This is a genomic window from Pseudomonas sp. PDNC002 (assembly GCF_016919445.1).
GTDB lineage: Bacteria > Pseudomonadota > Gammaproteobacteria > Pseudomonadales > Pseudomonadaceae > Pseudomonas.
Map to the genome: position 1 here is coordinate 529,700 of NZ_CP070356.1, position 18,096 is coordinate 547,795.

Here is an 18,096-nt window from a genome sequence, read left to right on the forward strand (position 1 = left end):
CTCAGTGTTCTCCTGCCTGACCGACCAGTGCCTGGTAGTCAGCGCGCAGTGTTTCTTCCAGAATCTCACGGGGGAATTCGGCGGTCACGACCGCGGCCCCCAGCCCTTGGAGCAAGACCAGACGCAAACGGCCATCGAGCACTTTCTTGTCGACGGCCATGTGTTCGAGAAAATGCTCGGCATTCATTTCCTGCGGCGGGACGACCGGCAGCTTTGCCGCAGCGAGCAGGCGGATGCCACGATCACGCTCGCCCCGCGTCAACCATCCCAGCCGATGCGACATCTCAAGTGCCATCACGGTTCCCGCACCCACGGCTTCGCCGTGCAGCCAGACGCCGTACCCCATGTGGGTCTCGATGGCGTGGCCGAAAGTGTGGCCCAGGTTCAGCGTGGCGCGGACACCGGTTTCCTTCTCGTCGGCGCCGACTACGCGTGCCTTGGCCGCGCAGGAGCGCTCGATGGCTTCGGTCAGCGCGGTGGACTCCAGCGCCAGCAGGTCGCCCATGCGCGCTTCCAGCCAGGTGAGGAAGGGCTCGTCGCAGATGAATCCGTACTTGATGACTTCCGCCAGGCCTGCGGACAACTCGCGGGGCGGCAGGGTAAGCAGGGTGGCGGTGTCGATGACCACGGCCTGGGGCTGGTAGAACGCCCCGACCATGTTCTTGCCCAGCGGGTGGTTGATGCCGGTCTTGCCACCGACAGAGGAATCCACCTGGGACAACAGGGTAGTCGGCACCTGGATGAAATCGACGCCGCGCTGGTAACAGGCTGCGGCGAAACCGGTCATGTCGCCGATGACACCGCCGCCAAGGGCGATCAGCGTGGTCTTGCGGTCATGACGCGCCTTGAGCAGCTCGTCGAAGATCAGTTGCAAGGTTTCCCACTGCTTGTAGGCCTCGCCGTCGGGCAGCACGACCGAAGTGACTTTGTAGCCGGAGAGGGTCTTCTGCAGTCGATCCAGGTACAACGGCGCGATGGTTTCGTTGGTGACGATGGCTACCTGGCGGCCGCGGATGTGCGGCTCGAAGTAGCGCGGATCGTCCAGCAGCCCTTCACCGATATAGATCGGGTAGCTGCGATCGGCCAGATCGACGTTGAGTGTGCGCATGAAACCCCCAGGCAAGAAAGGGGACTAGGATACCGCAGATTGCAGCGCCGTTAATGGCGCTCCAACTCACGCAAGCGCTCAAGGATCTCCAGAACGACCAGGCGCGGCGGCCGCTCGTCGGTTTCGATGATCACATCGGCAATTTCGCGATAAAGCGGATCGCGCATCTGCATCAGATCGCGAAGGATCTGATCCGGATTGGGCTTCTGCAGGAGCGGGCGATTCTTGTCGCGCGCCGTGCGGGAAATCTGCTGCTCCACCGAGGCGTGCAGATAGATCACCTTGCCGCCGTCCTTGAGGATCAGGCGATTGGCGTCACGCATCACCGCGCCGCCGCCGGTGGCGATGACCATGCCACCTTCGGCGCAGAGCTCGGCGAGCATCGATTGTTCACGCTCGCGGAAGCCCGCCTCGCCCTCGACATCGAAAATCCAGGGGATGTTGGCTCCGCAGCGCTGCTCGATCTCTTTATCCGAATCCTTGAAAACGAGGTGAAGCTCTTTGGCGAGAAGACGCCCGATGGTGCTCTTTCCAGCCCCCATCGGGCCTACCAGAATCAAATTGGACACGACATTGATCAACGGCCGACTGCAATGGCCTGATTATTCATGATCCGCGGGGTAAGGAAAACCAGCAGCTCGTTCTTGCTGTCGGTTACCGAATCACGACGGAACAGTCGGCCCAGCACCGGAACGTCTCCCAGGAACGGAACCTTGTCGGTCGCCTTGGTCTGGGTGTTGGAGAACACGCCACCAATCACGATGGTTTCGCCATCGTTGACCAGCACCTTGGCGTTCACCTCGTTCTTCTTGATCGGCGGCACGCCGTTCAGGGCGTTGGCGTAGTCCGGCTCATCCTTGTTGACCTTCACTTCCATGATGATGCGGTTGTCCGGAGTGATCTGCGGGGTCACTTCCAGGGACAGCGCAGCTTCCTTGAAGGATACCGAGGTCGCGCCGCTGGAGCTGGCTTCCTGGTAGGGAATTTCCGAACCCTTCAGGATCTTCGCGGTTTCCTTGTCGGAGGTGACGACCTTCGGCTGGGAGACCACTTCGCCGTTGCCGCCTTTCTCCATCGCAGAGAGCTGCAGGTCGAGGATCGCGTTGTTGGACACGAAGCCGATGCCGATGCCGGAAGTGGCGTTGGTAGCACCCAGGTCAACCGACGGGGTCGGGGAGTTGCTGGTCGTCGGTAGCGTACATCCGCCACCGCCGAACGGGCCGCAACTGGTACCGTTGGAGCCGCCAGTGCCGATGTTGCCGTCTTTACCCCAAGCGGCCCAGTTACCGAAGGTGAAGGCACCGCCCCAACGAACGCCCAGGCTCTTGCTGTAGTCGACGGAGGCTTCGACGATACGTGCCTCGATCATTACCTGGCGAACCGGGATATCCAGCTGAGAAACGATACGACGCAGCTCGTCCAGGCGATCCTGAGTCTGGTAGGCGATGATGCTGTTAGTCCGATCATCCACGGTAATCGAGCCGCGGACATCGCCCTGACCGCCCGTCGGAGCACCCGGAGCGCCGCCAGTGACAGACTGGAACAGCTTGGCGATATCGGAGGCCTTGGCGTAGTTCACCTGGATCAGCTCGCGACGCAGCGGTGCCAGTTCGGAAATCTGCTTCTGCGCCTCCAGCTCCTGGCGCTCACGCGCCGCGATCTCGTCAGCCGGAGCAACCAGCAGGACGTTGCCCACCTTGCGCTTGTCCAGACCCTTGGTCTTGAGCACCAGGTCCAGCGCCTGGTCCCACGGCACATTCTGCAGACGAAGCGTGATGTTGCCCTGAACGGTGTCGGAAGCCACCAGGTTCAGGTCGGTGAAGTCTGCAATCAACTGCAGTACCGAGCGCACGTCGATGTCCTGGAAGTTCAGCGACAGCTTCTCGCCGGTGTAGGCGAAGTTATCCTTCTTGCGCTTCTCGGCATCGTCCTGGGTCAGCGGCTTGATGCTGACAGTCATGCGATTATCGGTCTGATAGACCAGGTAATCGTACAGACCGGTAGGTTCGATGGTGATGCTGGCCTTGTCGCCCGCCGCCGAAGCGTTGACGAACTGCACCGGCGTCGCGAAATCCTTCACGTCCAGGCGGACACGGAGATTGTCAGGCAGCTGGGTCCGCGGGAAGTCGAGACGGATCTTGCCGCCCTGCTCCTGGATGTCGGGGCTGACGGTCGGATCGGAAAGATCGATCACGACATTGCCTTCACCCTGCTCGCCACGCTGGAAATCAACATTGCGGATGGCCTTGCCGGCCGGAATGTAAGGCTTGGGCGCAGCCGGCCTGGCGACCGATGCGGAGGAGGTCGGCGCCGCCGACGCGTTGGCGGAGGCAGCGGAGCCCGCCCCACCGACCACGATATAAAGGTTCGAACCGTCCGAACGGGTGCTGTACGGAACCAGAGTGGTCAGGTTCACGATCAGGCGCGTACGGTCCTTGGCCTCGACCACCGTGAGGCTGCGGGCATTGCCCACACCCAGTTCACGATTCTTGCTGCCCAGCTTGTTCTGTACGCCCGGCAGGTCCAGCGCGATTCGCGCCGGTTGCTCGATCGTGTAGCCGCGCGGCGCGGCGATGGGCTCATCGAAGCCCAGTTTCAATTCGACGCGATCGCCCGGAAGCGCCGCCACATCGACACTCTGAAGATTGGCCGCCAACAGGGCCGGCGCGAAGACTGCCGCGAGCAGGGAAATGCTCAGGCGAGAAAGTACTCTGTTCATCGTCTGATTCCGTCGTGCAGACTGCTGTTTGTTATGCATGTTCATCCCCGCCCTTAGGAGCGTTCCTTGAGAGTCAGGCTGCGCGGACGCTCAAGCCAGCCACCCTCACCGTCAGGAACGATTTCGACCACGTCGATCTTGCCTTCGCTGATCGCAACGATCTTGCCGTCGTTGCGCCCCAGATAGTCGCCGACTCGCACGCGATGCACCCCTCCTGCACCGCGCACCAGCGCGAACGTACCCTGCTCGTTGGCCAAGGTACCGACCATTTCGAAGGTTTCGATGTTGAAGCCCTCGAGGAACTGCTTGACCCGCGTTTCATCGGGTTTGACGACCCGGTTCCCCTTCTGCTTGACCGCCAGGTCGATCTTCACGGGCGGCTGGAACGGGCTACGCAGGGCCGCTGCACTGTAGGTGAAGGCTTCATAAGGCTGGAACTTCGGCAGCGGCTCGATAGCCCCTTTCGGGCGAGCGCGCACTTCATCCATGTAGGCCTGCAGATCGCCGAAATCACTACCCGATCCGCATCCGTTCAGGCTCAGCAGCAGAAGACTGCAAATGATCAGCCGAGCCCTCATTTGGCAGCTCCCGGCGCATTCACTTTCACGCCCTTGTCGTTATAGCGGTAGGTCTTCGCCAGGATACTCATGCGCAGCTTGGAGGTGCTGTCGGGGCTCACGGGCTTGATGTCGAAATCATGCAGGGTGACGATCCGCGGCAGGCTGGACACGCCACTCACGAAGGTCGCCAGGTCGTGATAGCCGCCGACCACGCTGATCTGGATCGGCAGCTCGATGTAGAACTGCTGCGCCGATTCCGGCAGCAGCTTGATCTCTTCGAACTCCAGACCACTGCCCAGACCGGTGCGGGTGATGTCCTCCAGCAGGCCAGGAACCTCGGTATCGCTCGGCAGCTGCCGCAGCAACGCACCGAACGACTCCTCCATCTCCTTCATCTGCGCCTTGTAGGCATCCAGGTTCGCCGCCTGGAAGGCTTTGGCCGAGAACTGCTCCTTGAGCGTCACTTCCTCCTGGCGCTGCTGATCAAGCTGCGCCTCGAGGTCCTTGAGGTGGAAGTTGTAACCAAGCGCCAACATGAGGATCAGCAACAGTACGCAGGCGATGACCTTGACCGCCGCCGGCCAGGAGCCGATGTTGTTCAGATCAAGATCGTTGATGTCGATCTTGCGCAAGCTTTCCAGCGAACTGGCCAGACTCATTTCTTGGCTCCTTGCGCTGCGTTCTTCTTGTCGTCCTGCTTGTCCTCATCCGGCTGCGTCTGCCTGACGGTCAGCTGGAAGACGTTGGCCTGGTCCAGGGCTCCCTGGGTAACCGCCTTCACTTCGGTCAGGTTCGGCGAAGCCAGCCATTCCGAGGCATCGAGGTTACGCATGAGGTTGGATACGCGGTTGTTCGACTCCGCGGCCCCCGAGATGGAGATGGCGTTGCCGTTCATCTTCAGCTCGGTGAAATAGACGCCATCGGGCAAGGTGCGAACCAACTGGTCGAACACGCGACCGATGATGGGCCGGTTACCCTGCAGGTCCTGGATGATCTTCATCCTTTCGAGCAACTGCTGACGACGGGTCTTCAGCTCGCTGATTTCCTTGATGCGCGCGTCCAGCACGGCGATTTCCTTGCGCAGGAAATCATTGCGCGCGTTCTGGTTCTCGATGGCCGAATTGAAGTACTGGTCACCCAGGAACACCAGCGCACCAGAGGCCAGAAAAACCGCACCCAGAGTCACCAGGAAGCGCTGCTTGCGCTCCTCCCGCAGCTGTTCCCGCCACGGTAATAGGTTGATGCGTGCCATCAGTCGAAACTCCTCATCGCCAGACCGCAGGCAATCATCAGCGCGGGCGCGTCACTTGCCAGCGCGCCGGCATTGACCTTCCCACTCAGCACCATATCGGCGAAGGGGTTCGCGACCAGCGTCGGAGTACCGATCTTCTGCTGGATCAGGCGATCGAGGTCAGGAATCGACGCGGTGCCGCCCGCCAGCAGGATGTAGTCCACATCGTTGAACTGACCGGCTGCGAAGAAGAACTGGAGGGAGCGCGACACTTGCTGGACTACGGCGTCCTTGAACGGCTGCAGCACCTCGCTGTCGTAGTCGTCCGGCAGCCCGCCCTGCTTCTTGGCGAGTCCGGCTTCCTCGACCGACAGGCCGTAGCGACGCTGGATTTCCTCGGTGAGTTGGCGGCCGCCGAACAACTGCTCACGGGTGTAGATGGTGCGACCGTGGTGCAGGACGCTCAGCGTCGTCATCGTGGCGCCGATGTCGACTACTGCAACTGTGAGCTCGTCGGCATTGCCACCCAACTGCTGTCCGAGCAGACTAAACGCTCTTTCCAGCGCGTAGGCCTCAACGTCGACGACCTTCGCCGTAAGCCCCGCAAGCGCCAGTGCCGCCTCGCGAACCTCGACGTTCTCCTTCCGACAAGCAGCAAGGAGTACGTCAACGCGGTCTGCGTTGCGAGCAGAAGTACCCTGGACTTCGAAGTCGATCGCGACTTCTTCCAGCGGATAGGGGATGTACTGGTCGGCTTCGATCTTGAGCTGATTTTCCAGCTCGTCGTCCGAGAGGCCGCCGTCCATCTCGATGGTTTTGGTGATGACCGCCGAGCCGGCAACTGCGACCGCAGCCGTTTTCACGGGGGTCCGCGCCTTGGCGACCACGCGTGACAACGCCTGGCCGACACCCTCCAGCTCAGCGATGTTCTTTTCTACCACTGCATTGGGCGGGAGCGGCTCGACAGCGTAGGCCTCTACCTTGTAGCGGCCTCCAGAGCGGCTCAATTCGAGAAGTTTGACCGAAGTCGAACTGATGTCTATCCCCAGCAGCGTGTTCGCTTTCTTATTGAAGAGCCCTAGCACGACTGATTTCCTATCAGCATCCGAGACTTACGGACGATTTATGTTTTTCCACATTAGATACCAGACTTGACAGCTTCGCAAATGGCTCGCCAGCAAAAAAACTGCTTATAATGTGATCAGCTTTTCCCTTTTTACCGCGCCATCCGCTTAACTCTTTCTTTTCTCTGGAAATCCAAGACCTTCCGATGCGCCTGCTGAAGTTTTTGTGGTGGACCTGCGTCACCATTATTTGTGGATTGCTGCTCAGTTTCAGCGGCGCCTATCTGTACCTCAGCCCGAACCTCCCGTCCGTGGAGGCCTTGCGCAATGTGCGGCTGCAGATGCCGTTGCGCGTGTACAGCAGTGATAACAAATTGATAGCAGAGTTTGGCGAGATGCGCCGAACGCCGATTCGATTTGCTGAAATCCCCCCGGATTTCACTCACGCACTGTTATCGGCTGAAGATGACAATTTCGCCAACCATTATGGCGTCGACGTTAAGAGCCTGATGCGTGCTGCCGCGCAATTATTGAAGACAGGCCACATCCAAACCGGTGGCAGCACCATCACCATGCAGGTGGCGAAGAACTACTTCCTCACCAACGAGCGTAGTTTCTCCCGCAAGATCAATGAGATATTGCTCGCCCTGCAGATCGAGCGCTCGCTCACCAAGGACGAGATCCTCGAGCTCTACGTCAACAAGATCTACCTGGGCAACCGCGCCTATGGCGTGGAAGCCGCCGCTCAAGTCTATTACGGCAAATCCATCAAGGACTTGAGCCTGGCCCAGATGGCGATGATCGCCGGCCTGCCCAAGGCGCCCTCGCGCTACAACCCGCTGGCCAACGCAGCACGCAGCCTGGAGCGCCGTAACTGGATCCTCGAGCGCATGCTCAAGCTTGGATTCATCGATCAGCCGCGCTACGAGGCAGCGATCAAGGAGCCCGTAGGCGCGTCCTACCACGTCCAGACACCGGAACTGGCCGCCCCCTACATTGCCGAGATGGCCCGCGCCGAGCTGGTCGGACGCTTCGGCGGGGACGCCTACACCGAGGGTTATCGCGTCTACACCACCGTGCGCAGTGATCTGCAGGAAGACGCGAACACCGCCCTGCGCGAAGGTCTGCAGGACTATGATCAGCGCCACGGTTATCGGGGCCCCGAAACCCGACTGCCGGGCAAAACTCGCGACGCATGGCGCCAGGCCATTGCCCAGCAACGTCCGCTGGGCGGCCTCGAACCGGCCATCGTCACCCAGGTCGAGAAGAGCGGCGCCATGGTGATGACCCGCGACGGCAAGGAAGAAGCGCTGAGCTGGGACGGCATGAAGTGGGCCCGCCCCTATCTGAGCAACAACAGCATGGGCCGCATGCCGAGCCAGCCCAGCGATGTGGTGCAGGCCGGTGATGTGATCCGTGTGCAGCGCCGCGACGATGGGTCGCTGCGCTTGACCCAGGTGCCGGCGGCTCAAAGCGCGCTGGTCTCGCTCAATCCGCAGGACGGCGCGATCATGGCGCTGGTCGGCGGTTTCTCCTTCGAGCAGAGCAACTACAACCGCGCGACCCAGGCCCGTCGTCAGCCCGGCTCCAGCTTCAAGCCGTTCATCTACAGCTGCGCACTGGACAACGGCTTCACCGCCGCCTCGCTGATCAACGACGCCCCGGTGGTGTTCTACGACGAATACCTCGACAAGGTATGGCGGCCGAAGAACGACACCAACACCTTCCTCGGCCCGATCCCCATGCGCGAGGCGCTGTACAAGTCGCGCAACATGGTGTCGATCCGCATCCTGCAGGCGCTGGGCGTCGATCGCGCGCGCAATTGCATCAGCAAGTTCGGCCTGAACAAGGATGACCTGCCGCCGAACCTGTCCATGGCCCTGGGCACCGCGACCCTGACTCCGATGGAGATCGCCAGCGCCTGGACCGTCTTCGCCAATGGCGGGTTCAAGGTCTCGCCCTATGTCGTCGAGCGCATCGAAAGCCGCGACGGCCAGGTGCTCTACCAGGCCAACCCGCCGCGCGTGCCCAACGATGACGAGCAACTGGACCCGGCCGCCCAGGCACAAGCCCAGCCGGCCAGCACCAACGCCTTCGGCAATGACGATCCGGGCCAGGCCAAGACCACCATCGAGCCGGCCGCCGCCGAGCGTGTCATCGACGCCCGCACCGCCTACATCATGACCAGCATGCTGCAGGACGTGATCAAGCGCGGCACCGGTCGCCGGGCCCTGGCGCTCAAGCGCGACGACCTGGCCGGCAAGACCGGCACGACCAACGAATCGAAGGACGCCTGGTTCTCCGGCTTCAACGCCGACTACATGACCACCGTCTGGGTCGGCTTCGACCAGCCGGAAAGCCTCGGTCGTGCGGAATACGGCGGCAACGTCGCATTGCCGATCTGGATGCGTTACATGGGGGCCGCGCTGAAGGACAAGCCGTCGCACCTGCTGCCCGAGCCAGCCGGCATGGTCAGCTTGCGCATCGACCCGGTCACTGGCCGAGCTGCACCGCCTGGAACACCGGGCGCCTACTTCGAACTGTTCAAGAACGAGGACACGCCGCCGTCCATGAGCGAGCTGGCACCTGGCAGCGCCCCTGGCAGTGGCATGCCGGCGGAGGAAGAAGCGCCGATCGATCTGTTCTGACCAAAAGGCCCCTCGTAGAGGGGCCTTTTCTTTTCACGCACGAATGCCAAGGAATGATTCTCAACAAAATCATGGCATTTAGCCAAATCATTGATTAACCTGACGTTTGCAGCGGCGAACAACCCCGGACCTCCGACCCCATCCGGCGCGTCAGGGGCTTCCCGCAGCAACGTCTCCAGGACCTCCCTATGCTGCGCATCCTGCTTGGCTGGCTGTTCTGTCTACTTGCTCTCCTGCTCGCAGCCCCGCTGCTGCGCCTGCTGGCACAACCTCGTCAGCTCGCCCCCGCTCCCGACCTTGTGTATCTCGACCAGTTTCTCTCCGCGCTGATTGCCAGCGCAGGCCTGGCGGGGCTGCTGATCGCGTTCCTGCTTCGCCTGGCGGGTAGGGTTTCGGTAGCGCTCCTGCTGCTCGCACCGGCGATGACGCTTTGCGCCTGGCACCTGACCCACACGCACCTTGGCCCGGTGTCCCCCACCTCGGAGCAATACCGGCTGCTGTTGGCAGGGCTGGCGCTCTACGCGCTGGTGCTGGCGGGTATCAATTGGCTGAACCGCGGAGAGAGCGGGCCGCGCACCGTCCTTCGCTATCTGGGCCTGGCATCTCTGCTGCCCTGGAGCCTCGGCCTGCTCTACCTGGGGCGTCTGTACTACTGAGGCAGATCGCGCCAGGTCAGGTAGACGCGCAGGTCGAACTCCAGCTGGTGATAGCCAGGCAACATGTGCTCGCAGAGCTGGTAGAACGCCTTGCTGTGATCGCGTTCTTTCAGATGCGCCAGTTCGTGAACCACGATCATCTGCAGGAACTCAGGCGCGGCGTCCTTGAAGAGCGAGGCGACGCGGATTTCCTTCTTCGCCTTGAGCTTGCCGCCCTGCACGCGAGAGATCGCGGTGTTCAGGCCAAGCGCCCGCTGTACCACGTCCAGCTTGTTGTCGTAGAGCACCTTGTCCACCGCCGGCGCGGTACGCATGTACTGCTGCTTGAGGTCCATGGCGTAGCCGTACAGCGCCTTGTCGCTCTGCACATCGTGGCGGCCGGGATAGCGGCGCTCCAGGTACTCGCCGAGGCGGTCCTGCTCGATGAGCTGGCGCACCTGGTCCTGGAGCTGTGGAGGATAGGCCTGGAGATAGCGAAGCGGCTGCATGGGGAACGACTGGCGGATGAACTGGACGCCAGTCTACCCCATTCGCGCTTCACCCTAATGCGCGGGTGCTGTACGCCTCGGTACGGTACGGCACCGCTACCTCGCTCCGCCCCTTGAGGTCCGGGTGGCTGGCAATAAGCTCACGCAACTGTTCGGCGACACGTTGCTTCTGCTCCTCCGGCAACGCGGCGATGAAGCTCACCGAGAGCACCCGCGCGACAATCACCTGCTCCGGCGGCCCCACGTGCTGGTAGCTGAATTCGCGCAGGCGCAACGGCTCGAAGCGCGCGCCGGAAAAGGCCTGGCGCCATAGCCCGGTGTGGAAGCGTGGCGTGCTGCCCTCGTAGCGTTCGACGATGCGCGTCATTTCGACCACCCAGTCGACGCTTTCGTCGCGCACGTTCCAGACCAGCCCAAGATGACCGCCGGGACGCAGGACGCGATGGATCTCGTGCAGCGAGCGCTCGTTGGCAAACCAGTGGAAGGCCTGGGCGCAGGTGAGTGCATCGATGCTCTGCGCGGCCAGCGGCATGGCCTGGGCGGTCCCGTGGAGCACCTTGGCACCGGGCAGTTTCTCGCTCAATTGTTCACGCATCGCCGCCACCGGCTCGATGGCTGTCACTTGCGCGCCGGTGCGCATCAGCAGCGCAGTGAACTTGCCGGTGCCGGCACCGAGGTCGACGACCTCTTTTCCGGCTCCGATATCCAGCTCTCCGCCGAGCCAGCCCAGCAGTTCCTCGGGATAATCGGGCCGACCGAGGGAGTAGGTTTTCGCTTCGCGGGAAAAGCCTTCCTGCGCACTGCCGTGTACATCCGTCATCGTGCCTCCAGATTCCGGCCGGCCCGAGCACCAGCGCTCAGCGGAACCGGCAGGTGTTTCCGTCAAGATAACTACGGTAGCAGCTGAGCAGGCGCGATTCCTTGATACGACAGCGTTTCTGTCGGCACTCGCTGGAAAACTCGAAACGGCCGCCGTCCGGATCGGCCAACTGGATGCGGATCGCCGGCCAGCCCTTCTTCGGTGCCTTCTCCGGGGTGCTGAGCACGCGGTTTTCATTTTCCACCAGCGCGGCGCCCGCCTCGGCGTAATCGAAGACGAACAGCAGGGTGCGCGAGGTCTTCAGCGTGCACTCCTGGTGCGTCAGGCAATTCTGCGCGTCCACGGGCAACTCCACAGGCGGCTTGGGCGGTGGCGCGGGCGGCTGTGCCGGGCGCAGCGAGCAACCCTCGAGAAGCGCCAGCAGCAAGACGGAAAACAAGGCACGCAGCATCGGCGATTTCCTTCTGGCGGATACGAAAGAGCCCCGCAGGGCGGGGCTCTTCAGCTCTTCAGAAACAGAGCGAGAGCGGGAACCTGGCTCGAGATCAGTTGACCTTCGACACCAGCTCACCCTTGGCGTAACGCTGGAACATGCCTTCCAGGGAGATCGGCTTGATCTTCGAGGCATGGCCGGCGGTGCCGAAGGCTTCGTAGCGAGCGATGCAGATATCACGCATGGCGACGATGGTCTTGGCGAAGAACTTGCGCGGGTCGAACTCGCTCGGCTGCTCGGCCATCATGCGGCGGATGGCGCCGGTGGAGGCCAGGCGCAGGTCGGTGTCGATGTTGACCTTGCGCACGCCGTGCTTGATACCTTCGACGATTTCCTCGACCGGCACACCGTAGGTTTCCTTGATGTCGCCGCCGAACTCGTTGATCACCTTCAGCCACTCTTGCGGCACCGAGGAGGAGCCGTGCATCACCAGGTGGGTGTTGGGGATACGCTTGTGGATTTCCTTGATGCGCTCGATGGAAAGCACGTCGCCGGTCGGCGGTTTGGTGAACTTGTAGGCGCCGTGGCTGGTGCCGATGGCGATGGCCAGGGCGTCGACCTGGGTCTTCTTGACGAAGTCCGCAGCTTCTTCCGGGTCGGTCAGCAGCTGGCTGTGGTCCAGCACGCCTTCGGCGCCAACGCCGTCTTCTTCGCCGGCCATGCCGGTTTCCAGGGAGCCCAGGCAGCCCAGCTCACCTTCCACGGATACGCCGCAGGCGTGGGCGAAGGCAACGGTCTGCTGGGTCACGCGGACGTTGTACTCGTAGTCGGCCGGGGTCTTGCCGTCTTCCTTCAGCGAGCCGTCCATCATTACCGAGCTGAAGCCCAGCTGGATGGAGCGCTGGCAGACGTCAGGGCTGGTGCCGTGGTCCTGGTGCATGCACACCGGGATGTGCGGGAACTCTTCGATGGCCGCGAGGATCAGGTGGCGCAGGAAAGGCGCACCGGCGTATTTGCGCGCACCGGCGGAGGCCTGCACGATCACCGGAGAATCGGTCTTGTCGGCCGCTTCCATGATGGCGCGCATCTGCTCGAGGTTGTTGACGTTGAAAGCCGGAACGCCGTAGCCGAACTCGGCGGCGTGGTCCAGCATTTGGCGCATGCTGATGAGTGCCATGGTTTTCGCTTCTCCCAGAAGTCGGGCTCAATTACATAATTTGAAAGCCTGCCGTAGGGGCAGGCGCTGTTCAAGTCTTCCGGCAGATGCCGGACAGTCGGCGCTCAGCGCGCCTTGCAACCACGGCCAATGAGGTCGTTGCTCTCGACCCAGTAGACCAGGCCCTGGTCGCCTTTGATGCTCAATCCGATCAGCCCGTCGCTATAGAAAGCGCCGGAGCCGCCGGGTTCCTCCTCCAGGTGATGCACCACGTCATCCTCGCCCAGGCGCAGATCGACAACCGCCTTGCTGGGGTCGACATAACGCCACAGCACTTCGGCCTGACTGTCGCAAACCCAGTGGTTCCAACCACCCTTCTCAGCGGACTTGCCGTCGGGCGACGAGTGGCTGGAGCAGCCTGCCACCAGCGCGAACGCCAGCGCGGGGACGAAATAACGAAGCATCGGGCGATTCTCCATTCGGGCGGACGCGCCGCCAGATATCCAATGCACCAGATTGCCCGTCCCGCCACAGGAACGCCAGTGCCGCCGGCGCTTCCACGCCGACGACACCACGGGATCGTGAACCCGACCGGTCAGTGGTTGCTCAAGGGCAATTCACTGGTTTCTGGTCGGGCGTCGGATCGCCGCTGCTCTGGCTTTCCACCCGCTCGCGGTTCTGGTCAGAAGGCACCATGACCGCGGGCGGGCTCATCACTTCACAGGTACTGGGAGAACCGCCGCCACCGGCGCATCCCACCAGAACCAGGCAAAACGACAACAAGGGCGTGACAGCTCGCATGACCTTTCTCCTTGGCATCCGTACAAGGCTTGAGACCCGAGGATGCCGGAGAGGTTTGCTTTACCGTCGCGCTCCTCAGGCCTTGGCGCGCTGTTCCAGCACTTCCACGGCCGGCAGGACCTTGCCCTCGACGAACTCGAGGAAGGCGCCACCACCGGTGGAAATGTAGGAGATCTGCTCGCCGATGCCGTACTTGTCGATGGCAGCCAGGGTGTCGCCACCGCCGGCGATGCTGAAGGCAGAGCCTTCGGCGATGGCCTTGGCCAGGGTCTTGGTGCCTTCGCCGAACTGGTCGAACTCGAACACGCCGACCGGACCGTTCCACAGGATGGTCTTGGAGGTCTTCAGCAGCTCGGCGAACTGGGCGGCGGTCTTCGGGCCGATATCCAGGATCATGTCGTCGTCAGCCACGTCAGCGATGTCCTTGACGGTGGCAACAGCGGTCTCGGCGAATTCCTTGGCGACTACGACGTCGACCGGCAGCGGCACGCTGACCTTGGCGGCGATGGCCTTGGCGGTGTCGACCAGGTCGGCTTCGTACAGCGACTTGCCGACTTTGTGGCCCGCTGCGGCGAGGAAGGTGTTGGCGATGCCGCCGCCGACGATCAGTTGGTCGCAGATCAGCGCCAGGCTGTTCAGCACGTCGAGCTTGGTGGACACCTTGGAGCCGGCGACGATGGCCGCCATCGGGCGGGCCGGGTTGCCCAGGGCCTTGCCCAGGGCTTCCAGCTCGGCGGCCAGCAGTGGGCCGGCCGCGGCGACCTTGGCGAACTTGGCCACCCCGTGGGTCGAGCCCTCGGCGCGGTGGGCGGTGCCGAAGGCGTCCATGACGAATACATCGCACAGGGCGGCGTATTGCTGGGCCAGCTCGTCGGCGTTCTTTTTCTCGCCCTTGTTGAAGCGCACGTTTTCGAACAGCACGACTTCACGCGGCTTCACGTCGACGCCACCCAGGTAGTCCTTGACCAGCGGCACGGCGCGGCCCAGGGCCTTGGACAGGTAATCGGCGACCGGCTGCAGGCTGTTCTCCTCGGAGAACTCGCCTTCGGTCGGGCGGCCCAGGTGCGAGCAGACCATTACTGCCGCGCCCTTCTCCAGGGCCAGCTTGATGGTCGGCAGCGAAGCCAGGATGCGCGCGTCGCTCTTGACCACACCGTCCTTCACCGGAACGTTGAGGTCTTCGCGGATCAGTACGCGCTTACCTTGGAGGTCGAGGTCGGTCATCTTCAACACGGTCATGACAGTCAGTCCTGTAGGGGCTGTTTGATTAACGTTCGGTAGCGGCGACCTGCAGGAAGTGCCCTGCAGTGTCGAGCATGCGGTTGGCGAACCCCCACTCGTTGTCGAACCAGGCCAGCACGTTCACCAGGCGGGGGCCGGAAACGCGGGTCTGGCTGCCATCGACGATGGCCGAGTGTGGGTCATGGTTGAAATCGCAGCTGGCGTGGGGCAGCTCGGTGTACGCCAGCAGGCCTTTCAGCGGGCCCTCGGTGGCGGCCTGGCGCAGCACGCGGTTGATCTCCTCGGCAGACGTATCGCGGGAGACCTGCAGGGTGATGTCCAGGGCCGAGACGTTCACCGTCGGCACCCGAATGGCTTTGGCCTGGATTCGCCCGGCGAGTTCCGGCAGCAGGCGTTCGATGCCCCGCGCCAGCCCCGTGGACACCGGGATCACCGACTGGAAGGCCGAGCGCGTGCGACGCAGGTCTTCGTGGTGGTAGGCGTCGATCACCGGCTGGTCGTTCATCGCCGAGTGGATGGTGGTGATCGAGACGTACTCGATGCCCACCGCCTCGTTCAGCAACTTGAGCAACGGCACGCTGCAGTTGGTGGTGCAGGAGGCGTTGGACACCAGCGTTTCGGCGCCGGAGAGGCCCTGCTGGTTGATCCCGAAGACCACGGTGGCGTCGATGTCCGCCTCGCTGGCCATCGGTTGGGAGAACAGCACCCGCGGTGCGCCGGCCGCAAGGAAGCGTTCGCCATCGGCGCGGGTGTTGTAGACGCCGGAACATTCCAGCACCAGGTCGACGTCCAGGGCGCGCCAGTCGATGGCCTCGGGTTCGGCTTCGCGGAACACCTTCACGCAATCGGCGCCGACGTGCAGGCAGCCATCGGCGACGCTCACCTCGCCGGGGAAGCGGCCGTGGGTGGAGTCGAAACGGGTGAGGTATTCCAGGCTGGCGAGGTCCGCCAGGTCGTTCAGGGCAACGATGGAGAAACCGGCCTTGGCTCCGCGCTCGTGCAGGGCACGGAACACGCAGCGGCCGATGCGGCCGTAGCCGTTGAGGGCAACTCGGTAAGGGCGCTTGGACATTGTTATCCCTTGGTGATCGCTGCCGGGGCGTGATGGGCCCCGGCAGGTTCAGGCGCTCGTCAGGCTTCGAGCAGCTCGGCGGCGACTTCCAGCACGTTCTCGACGGTGAAGCCGAAGTGCTCGAACAGCGCCGGGGCCGGGGCCGACTCACCGAAGGTGGTCATGCCGATGACGCGACCTTCCAGGCCGACGTACTTGTACCAGTAGTCAGCGTGGGCGGCTTCGATGGCGATCCGGGCGGCCACCTGGACCGGCAGCACGGCCTGCTTGTAGCCGGCGTCCTGCTGGTCGAAGACGCTGGTGGACGGCATGGAGACCACGCGGACCTTGCGGCCTTCGGCGCTGAGCTTGTCGAACGCCTGCACGGCCAGGCCGACTTCGGAGCCGGTGGCGATCAGGATCAGTTCCGGCTCGCCGTCGCAGTCCTTCAGCACGTAGGCGCCGCGGGCAACGTCGGCCAGCTGGGCGGCGTCACGCGGCTGGTGCGGCAGGTTCTGGCGGCTGAAGATCAGCGCGGACGGGCCGTCGGCGCGCTCGATGGCGTATTTCCAGGCCACCGCGGACTCCACGGCATCAGCCGGGCGCCAGGTGTCCAGGTTCGGGGTCAGACGCAGGCTGGCCAGCTGCTCGATCGGCTGGTGGGTCGGGCCGTCTTCGCCCAGACCGATGGAGTCGTGGGTGAACACGTACAGCACGCGCTGCTTCATCAGGGCGGACATGCGCACTGCGTTGCGGGCGTATTCCATGAAGATCAGGAAGGTCGCACCGTAGGGGATGAAGCCGCCGTGCAGGGCCACGCCGTTCATGATGGCGCTCATGCCGAACTCGCGCACGCCGTAGAACAGGTAGTTGCCGTTGGCGTCGTCGGCGCTCACGCCCTTGCAGCCCTTCCACAGGGTCAGGTTGGAACCGGCGAGGTCGGCGGAGCCGCCCAGCAGTTCCGGCAGCAGCGGGCCGAAGGCGTTCAGGGCGTTCTGGCTGGCCTTGCGGCTGGCGATGGTCTCGCCCTTCACGGCGACATCGGCGACGTAGGCAGCGGCCTTCTCGGCGAAATCGGCCGGCAGCTCACCGGCGACGCGGCGCTCGAACTCGGCGGCCAGTTCCGGATGCGCAGCCTGGTAGGCGGCGAAGCGCTTGTTCCACTCGGCTTCACGGGTGGCGCCAGTGTCCTTGGCGCTCCACTGCGCGTAGATGTCCGCCGGGATTTCGAACGGCGCATGGTTCCAGCCCAGCGCGGCGCGGGTGGCGGCCACTTCGTCGACGCCCAGGGCGGCGCCGTGGCTTTCTTCCTTGCCCTGCTTGTTCGGCGAACCGAAGCCGATGATGGTCTTGCAGCAGATCAGGGTCGGCGCGTCGCTCTTGCGGGCGGTTTCGATGGCGGTCTTGATCTCGTCGGCGTCGTGGCCGTCGACATTGCGGATCACCTGCCAGCCGTAGGCTTCGAAGCGTTTCGGGGTGTCGTCGGTGAACCAGCCGTGGACTTCGCCATCGATGGAGATGCCGTTGTCGTCGTAGAAGGCGACCAGCTTGTTCAGACGCAGGGTGCCGGCCAGCGAGGCGACTTCATGGGAGATGCCCTCCATCATGCAGCCGTCGCCCAGGAAGGCGTAGGTGTAGTGGTCGACGATGCTGTGGCCGTCGCGGTTGAACTGCGCGGCCAGCACTTTTTCGGCCAGCGCCATGCCCACGGCATTGGCGATGCCCTGGCCCAGCGGACCGGTGGTGGTCTCGACGCCGGCGGTGTAGCCGTACTCCGGGTGGCCCGGGGTACGCGAGTGCATCTGGCGGAAGTTCTTCAGGTCATCGACGGTGACGTCGTAGCCGGTGAGGTGCAGCAGCGAGTAGATCAGCATCGAGCCGTGGCCGTTGGACAGCACGAAGCGGTCGCGGTCGGCCCACTGCGGGTTGCTCGGGTTGTGCTTGAGGTAGTCACGCCAGAGCACTTCGGCGATGTCCGCCATACCCATGGGGGCGCCAGGGTGGCCGCTGTTGGCTTTCTGCACGGCATCCATGCTCAGTGCACGGATGGCGTTGGCTCGCTCACGACGGCTGGGCATCGCTGAATCTCCTGCGGGGGCTGCTTCGAAAGATCGAAGGG

Annotated in this window: 18 protein-coding genes; 2 read left to right on the forward strand and 16 right to left on the reverse strand. The window is 63.2% G+C overall.

All coding sequences use genetic code 11. The features are described 5' to 3' along the window. Window position 1: 1 nt before the first annotated feature. The 7 genes from aroB to JVX91_RS02490 are packed head-to-tail and all read right to left on the reverse strand — an operon-like array spanning window position 2 to window position 6,703. Window positions 2-1,108, reverse strand: a complete 1,107-nt coding sequence (gene aroB, locus JVX91_RS02460; protein ID WP_205337870.1) for a 3-dehydroquinate synthase — start codon at window positions 1,106-1,108, stop codon at window positions 2-4. A gap of 50 nt (window positions 1,109-1,158) precedes the next feature. Beyond that, window positions 1,159-1,677: a shikimate kinase AroK gene (gene aroK, locus JVX91_RS02465; RefSeq protein WP_205337871.1), complete on the reverse strand. Its 519-nt coding sequence runs from the start codon at window positions 1,675-1,677 to the stop codon at window positions 1,159-1,161. A gap of 8 nt (window positions 1,678-1,685) precedes the next feature. After that, window positions 1,686-3,827 (reverse strand): type IV pilus secretin PilQ, encoded by a 2,142-nt coding sequence (gene pilQ / locus JVX91_RS02470; RefSeq protein ID WP_205337872.1) that lies wholly within the window; start codon window positions 3,825-3,827, stop codon window positions 1,686-1,688. Between the two features lie 53 nt (window positions 3,828-3,880). After that, on the reverse strand, window positions 3,881-4,405 hold the full coding sequence (gene pilP, locus JVX91_RS02475) for a type 4a pilus biogenesis lipoprotein PilP (protein WP_205337873.1): 525 nt from the start codon (window positions 4,403-4,405) through the stop codon (window positions 3,881-3,883). Then, entirely contained in the window at window positions 4,402-5,046 is a 645-nt protein-coding gene (gene pilO / locus JVX91_RS02480; protein ID WP_205337874.1) for a type 4a pilus biogenesis protein PilO, read from the reverse strand. Before pilO ends, pilP begins: the two co-directional genes overlap by 4 nt. Further along, a complete protein-coding gene (gene pilN, locus JVX91_RS02485; protein ID WP_205337875.1) occupies window positions 5,043-5,639 on the reverse strand; it encodes a type 4a pilus biogenesis protein PilN in 597 nt (198 codons plus the stop codon). The genes pilO and pilN overlap by 4 nt, the downstream gene beginning before the upstream one ends. Beyond that, a complete protein-coding gene (locus tag JVX91_RS02490; protein ID WP_205337876.1) occupies window positions 5,639-6,703 on the reverse strand; it encodes a pilus assembly protein PilM in 1,065 nt (354 codons plus the stop codon). The genes pilN and JVX91_RS02490 overlap by 1 nt, the downstream gene beginning before the upstream one ends. A 185-nt stretch (window positions 6,704-6,888) precedes the next feature. Here JVX91_RS02490 and JVX91_RS02495 point away from each other — a divergent pair, with 185 nt between their 5' ends. Next, entirely contained in the window at window positions 6,889-9,330 is a 2,442-nt protein-coding gene (locus tag JVX91_RS02495) for a penicillin-binding protein 1A (RefSeq protein ID WP_205337877.1), read from the forward strand. A 188-nt stretch (window positions 9,331-9,518) separates the two neighbouring features. Then, a complete protein-coding gene (locus JVX91_RS02500; RefSeq protein WP_205337878.1) occupies window positions 9,519-9,986 on the forward strand; it encodes a hypothetical protein in 468 nt (155 codons plus the stop codon). On the opposite strand, the gene JVX91_RS02505 is transcribed toward JVX91_RS02500, so the two are convergent. From JVX91_RS02505 to tkt, 9 genes are all read right to left on the reverse strand, one after another. Next, window positions 9,980-10,474: a M48 family metallopeptidase gene (locus JVX91_RS02505; protein ID WP_081515415.1), complete on the reverse strand. Its 495-nt coding sequence runs from the start codon at window positions 10,472-10,474 to the stop codon at window positions 9,980-9,982. The two genes, JVX91_RS02500 and JVX91_RS02505, sit on opposite strands and share 7 nt — an antisense overlap. Before the next feature lie 49 nt (window positions 10,475-10,523). Further along, window positions 10,524-11,294, reverse strand: a complete 771-nt coding sequence (locus tag JVX91_RS02510) for a class I SAM-dependent methyltransferase (protein WP_205337879.1) — start codon at window positions 11,292-11,294, stop codon at window positions 10,524-10,526. Between the two features lie 37 nt (window positions 11,295-11,331). Next, entirely contained in the window at window positions 11,332-11,745 is a 414-nt protein-coding gene (locus tag JVX91_RS02515; protein WP_205337880.1) for a hypothetical protein, read from the reverse strand. A 94-nt stretch (window positions 11,746-11,839) separates the two neighbouring features. Further along, complete coding sequence (fba, locus tag JVX91_RS02520) at window positions 11,840-12,904, reverse strand: class II fructose-bisphosphate aldolase (protein ID WP_024764154.1); 1,065 nt, start codon at window positions 12,902-12,904, stop codon at window positions 11,840-11,842. A 104-nt stretch (window positions 12,905-13,008) separates the two neighbouring features. Then, window positions 13,009-13,347: an MliC family protein gene (locus JVX91_RS02525; RefSeq protein WP_205337881.1), complete on the reverse strand. Its 339-nt coding sequence runs from the start codon at window positions 13,345-13,347 to the stop codon at window positions 13,009-13,011. A 142-nt stretch (window positions 13,348-13,489) separates the two neighbouring features. Then, entirely contained in the window at window positions 13,490-13,684 is a 195-nt protein-coding gene (locus JVX91_RS02530; protein ID WP_205337882.1) for a hypothetical protein, read from the reverse strand. 75 nt (window positions 13,685-13,759) lie between these two features. Next, window positions 13,760-14,923 carry a phosphoglycerate kinase gene (locus JVX91_RS02535; protein ID WP_205337883.1) on the reverse strand — a complete coding sequence of 388 codons (1,164 nt, stop codon included), beginning with the start codon at window positions 14,921-14,923 and terminating at the stop codon, window positions 13,760-13,762. A gap of 28 nt (window positions 14,924-14,951) precedes the next feature. Beyond that, entirely contained in the window at window positions 14,952-15,998 is a 1,047-nt protein-coding gene (gene epd / locus JVX91_RS02540) for an erythrose-4-phosphate dehydrogenase (RefSeq protein ID WP_205337884.1), read from the reverse strand. A 59-nt stretch (window positions 15,999-16,057) separates the two neighbouring features. Further along, the gene (tkt, locus tag JVX91_RS02545) at window positions 16,058-18,055 is read right to left on the reverse strand and encodes a transketolase (RefSeq protein WP_205337885.1); all 1,998 of its coding nucleotides are present in this window, start codon (window positions 18,053-18,055) and stop codon (window positions 16,058-16,060) included. Window positions 18,056-18,096: the final 41 nt, after the last annotated feature.

Bases quoted from the DNA above. Each gene is read 5' to 3' on its own strand.
- fba (WP_024764154.1), bottom strand. From the start codon at position 12,904: ATGGCACTCATCAGCATGCGCCAAATGCTGGACCACGCCGCCGAGTTC.
- JVX91_RS02530 (WP_205337882.1), bottom strand. From the start codon at position 13,684: ATGCGAGCTGTCACGCCCTTGTTGTCGTTTTGCCTGGTTCTGGTGGGA.
- JVX91_RS02510 (WP_205337879.1), bottom strand. From the start codon at position 11,294: ATGACGGATGTACACGGCAGTGCGCAGGAAGGCTTTTCCCGCGAAGCG.
- epd (WP_205337884.1), bottom strand. From the start codon at position 15,998: ATGTCCAAGCGCCCTTACCGAGTTGCCCTCAACGGCTACGGCCGCATC.
- JVX91_RS02500 (WP_205337878.1), top strand. From the start codon at position 9,519: ATGCTGCGCATCCTGCTTGGCTGGCTGTTCTGTCTACTTGCTCTCCTG.
- JVX91_RS02535 (WP_205337883.1), bottom strand. From the start codon at position 14,923: ATGACCGTGTTGAAGATGACCGACCTCGACCTCCAAGGTAAGCGCGTA.
- aroB (WP_205337870.1), bottom strand. From the start codon at position 1,108: ATGCGCACACTCAACGTCGATCTGGCCGATCGCAGCTACCCGATCTAT.
- JVX91_RS02525 (WP_205337881.1), bottom strand. From the start codon at position 13,347: ATGCTTCGTTATTTCGTCCCCGCGCTGGCGTTCGCGCTGGTGGCAGGC.
- tkt (WP_205337885.1), bottom strand. From the start codon at position 18,055: ATGCCCAGCCGTCGTGAGCGAGCCAACGCCATCCGTGCACTGAGCATG.
- pilO (WP_205337874.1), bottom strand. From the start codon at position 5,046: ATGAGTCTGGCCAGTTCGCTGGAAAGCTTGCGCAAGATCGACATCAAC.
- JVX91_RS02505 (WP_081515415.1), bottom strand. From the start codon at position 10,474: ATGCAGCCGCTTCGCTATCTCCAGGCCTATCCTCCACAGCTCCAGGAC.
- pilP (WP_205337873.1), bottom strand. From the start codon at position 4,405: ATGAGGGCTCGGCTGATCATTTGCAGTCTTCTGCTGCTGAGCCTGAAC.
- JVX91_RS02495 (WP_205337877.1), top strand. From the start codon at position 6,889: ATGCGCCTGCTGAAGTTTTTGTGGTGGACCTGCGTCACCATTATTTGT.
- JVX91_RS02515 (WP_205337880.1), bottom strand. From the start codon at position 11,745: ATGCTGCGTGCCTTGTTTTCCGTCTTGCTGCTGGCGCTTCTCGAGGGT.
- pilQ (WP_205337872.1), bottom strand. From the start codon at position 3,827: ATGAACAGAGTACTTTCTCGCCTGAGCATTTCCCTGCTCGCGGCAGTC.
- pilN (WP_205337875.1), bottom strand. From the start codon at position 5,639: ATGGCACGCATCAACCTATTACCGTGGCGGGAACAGCTGCGGGAGGAG.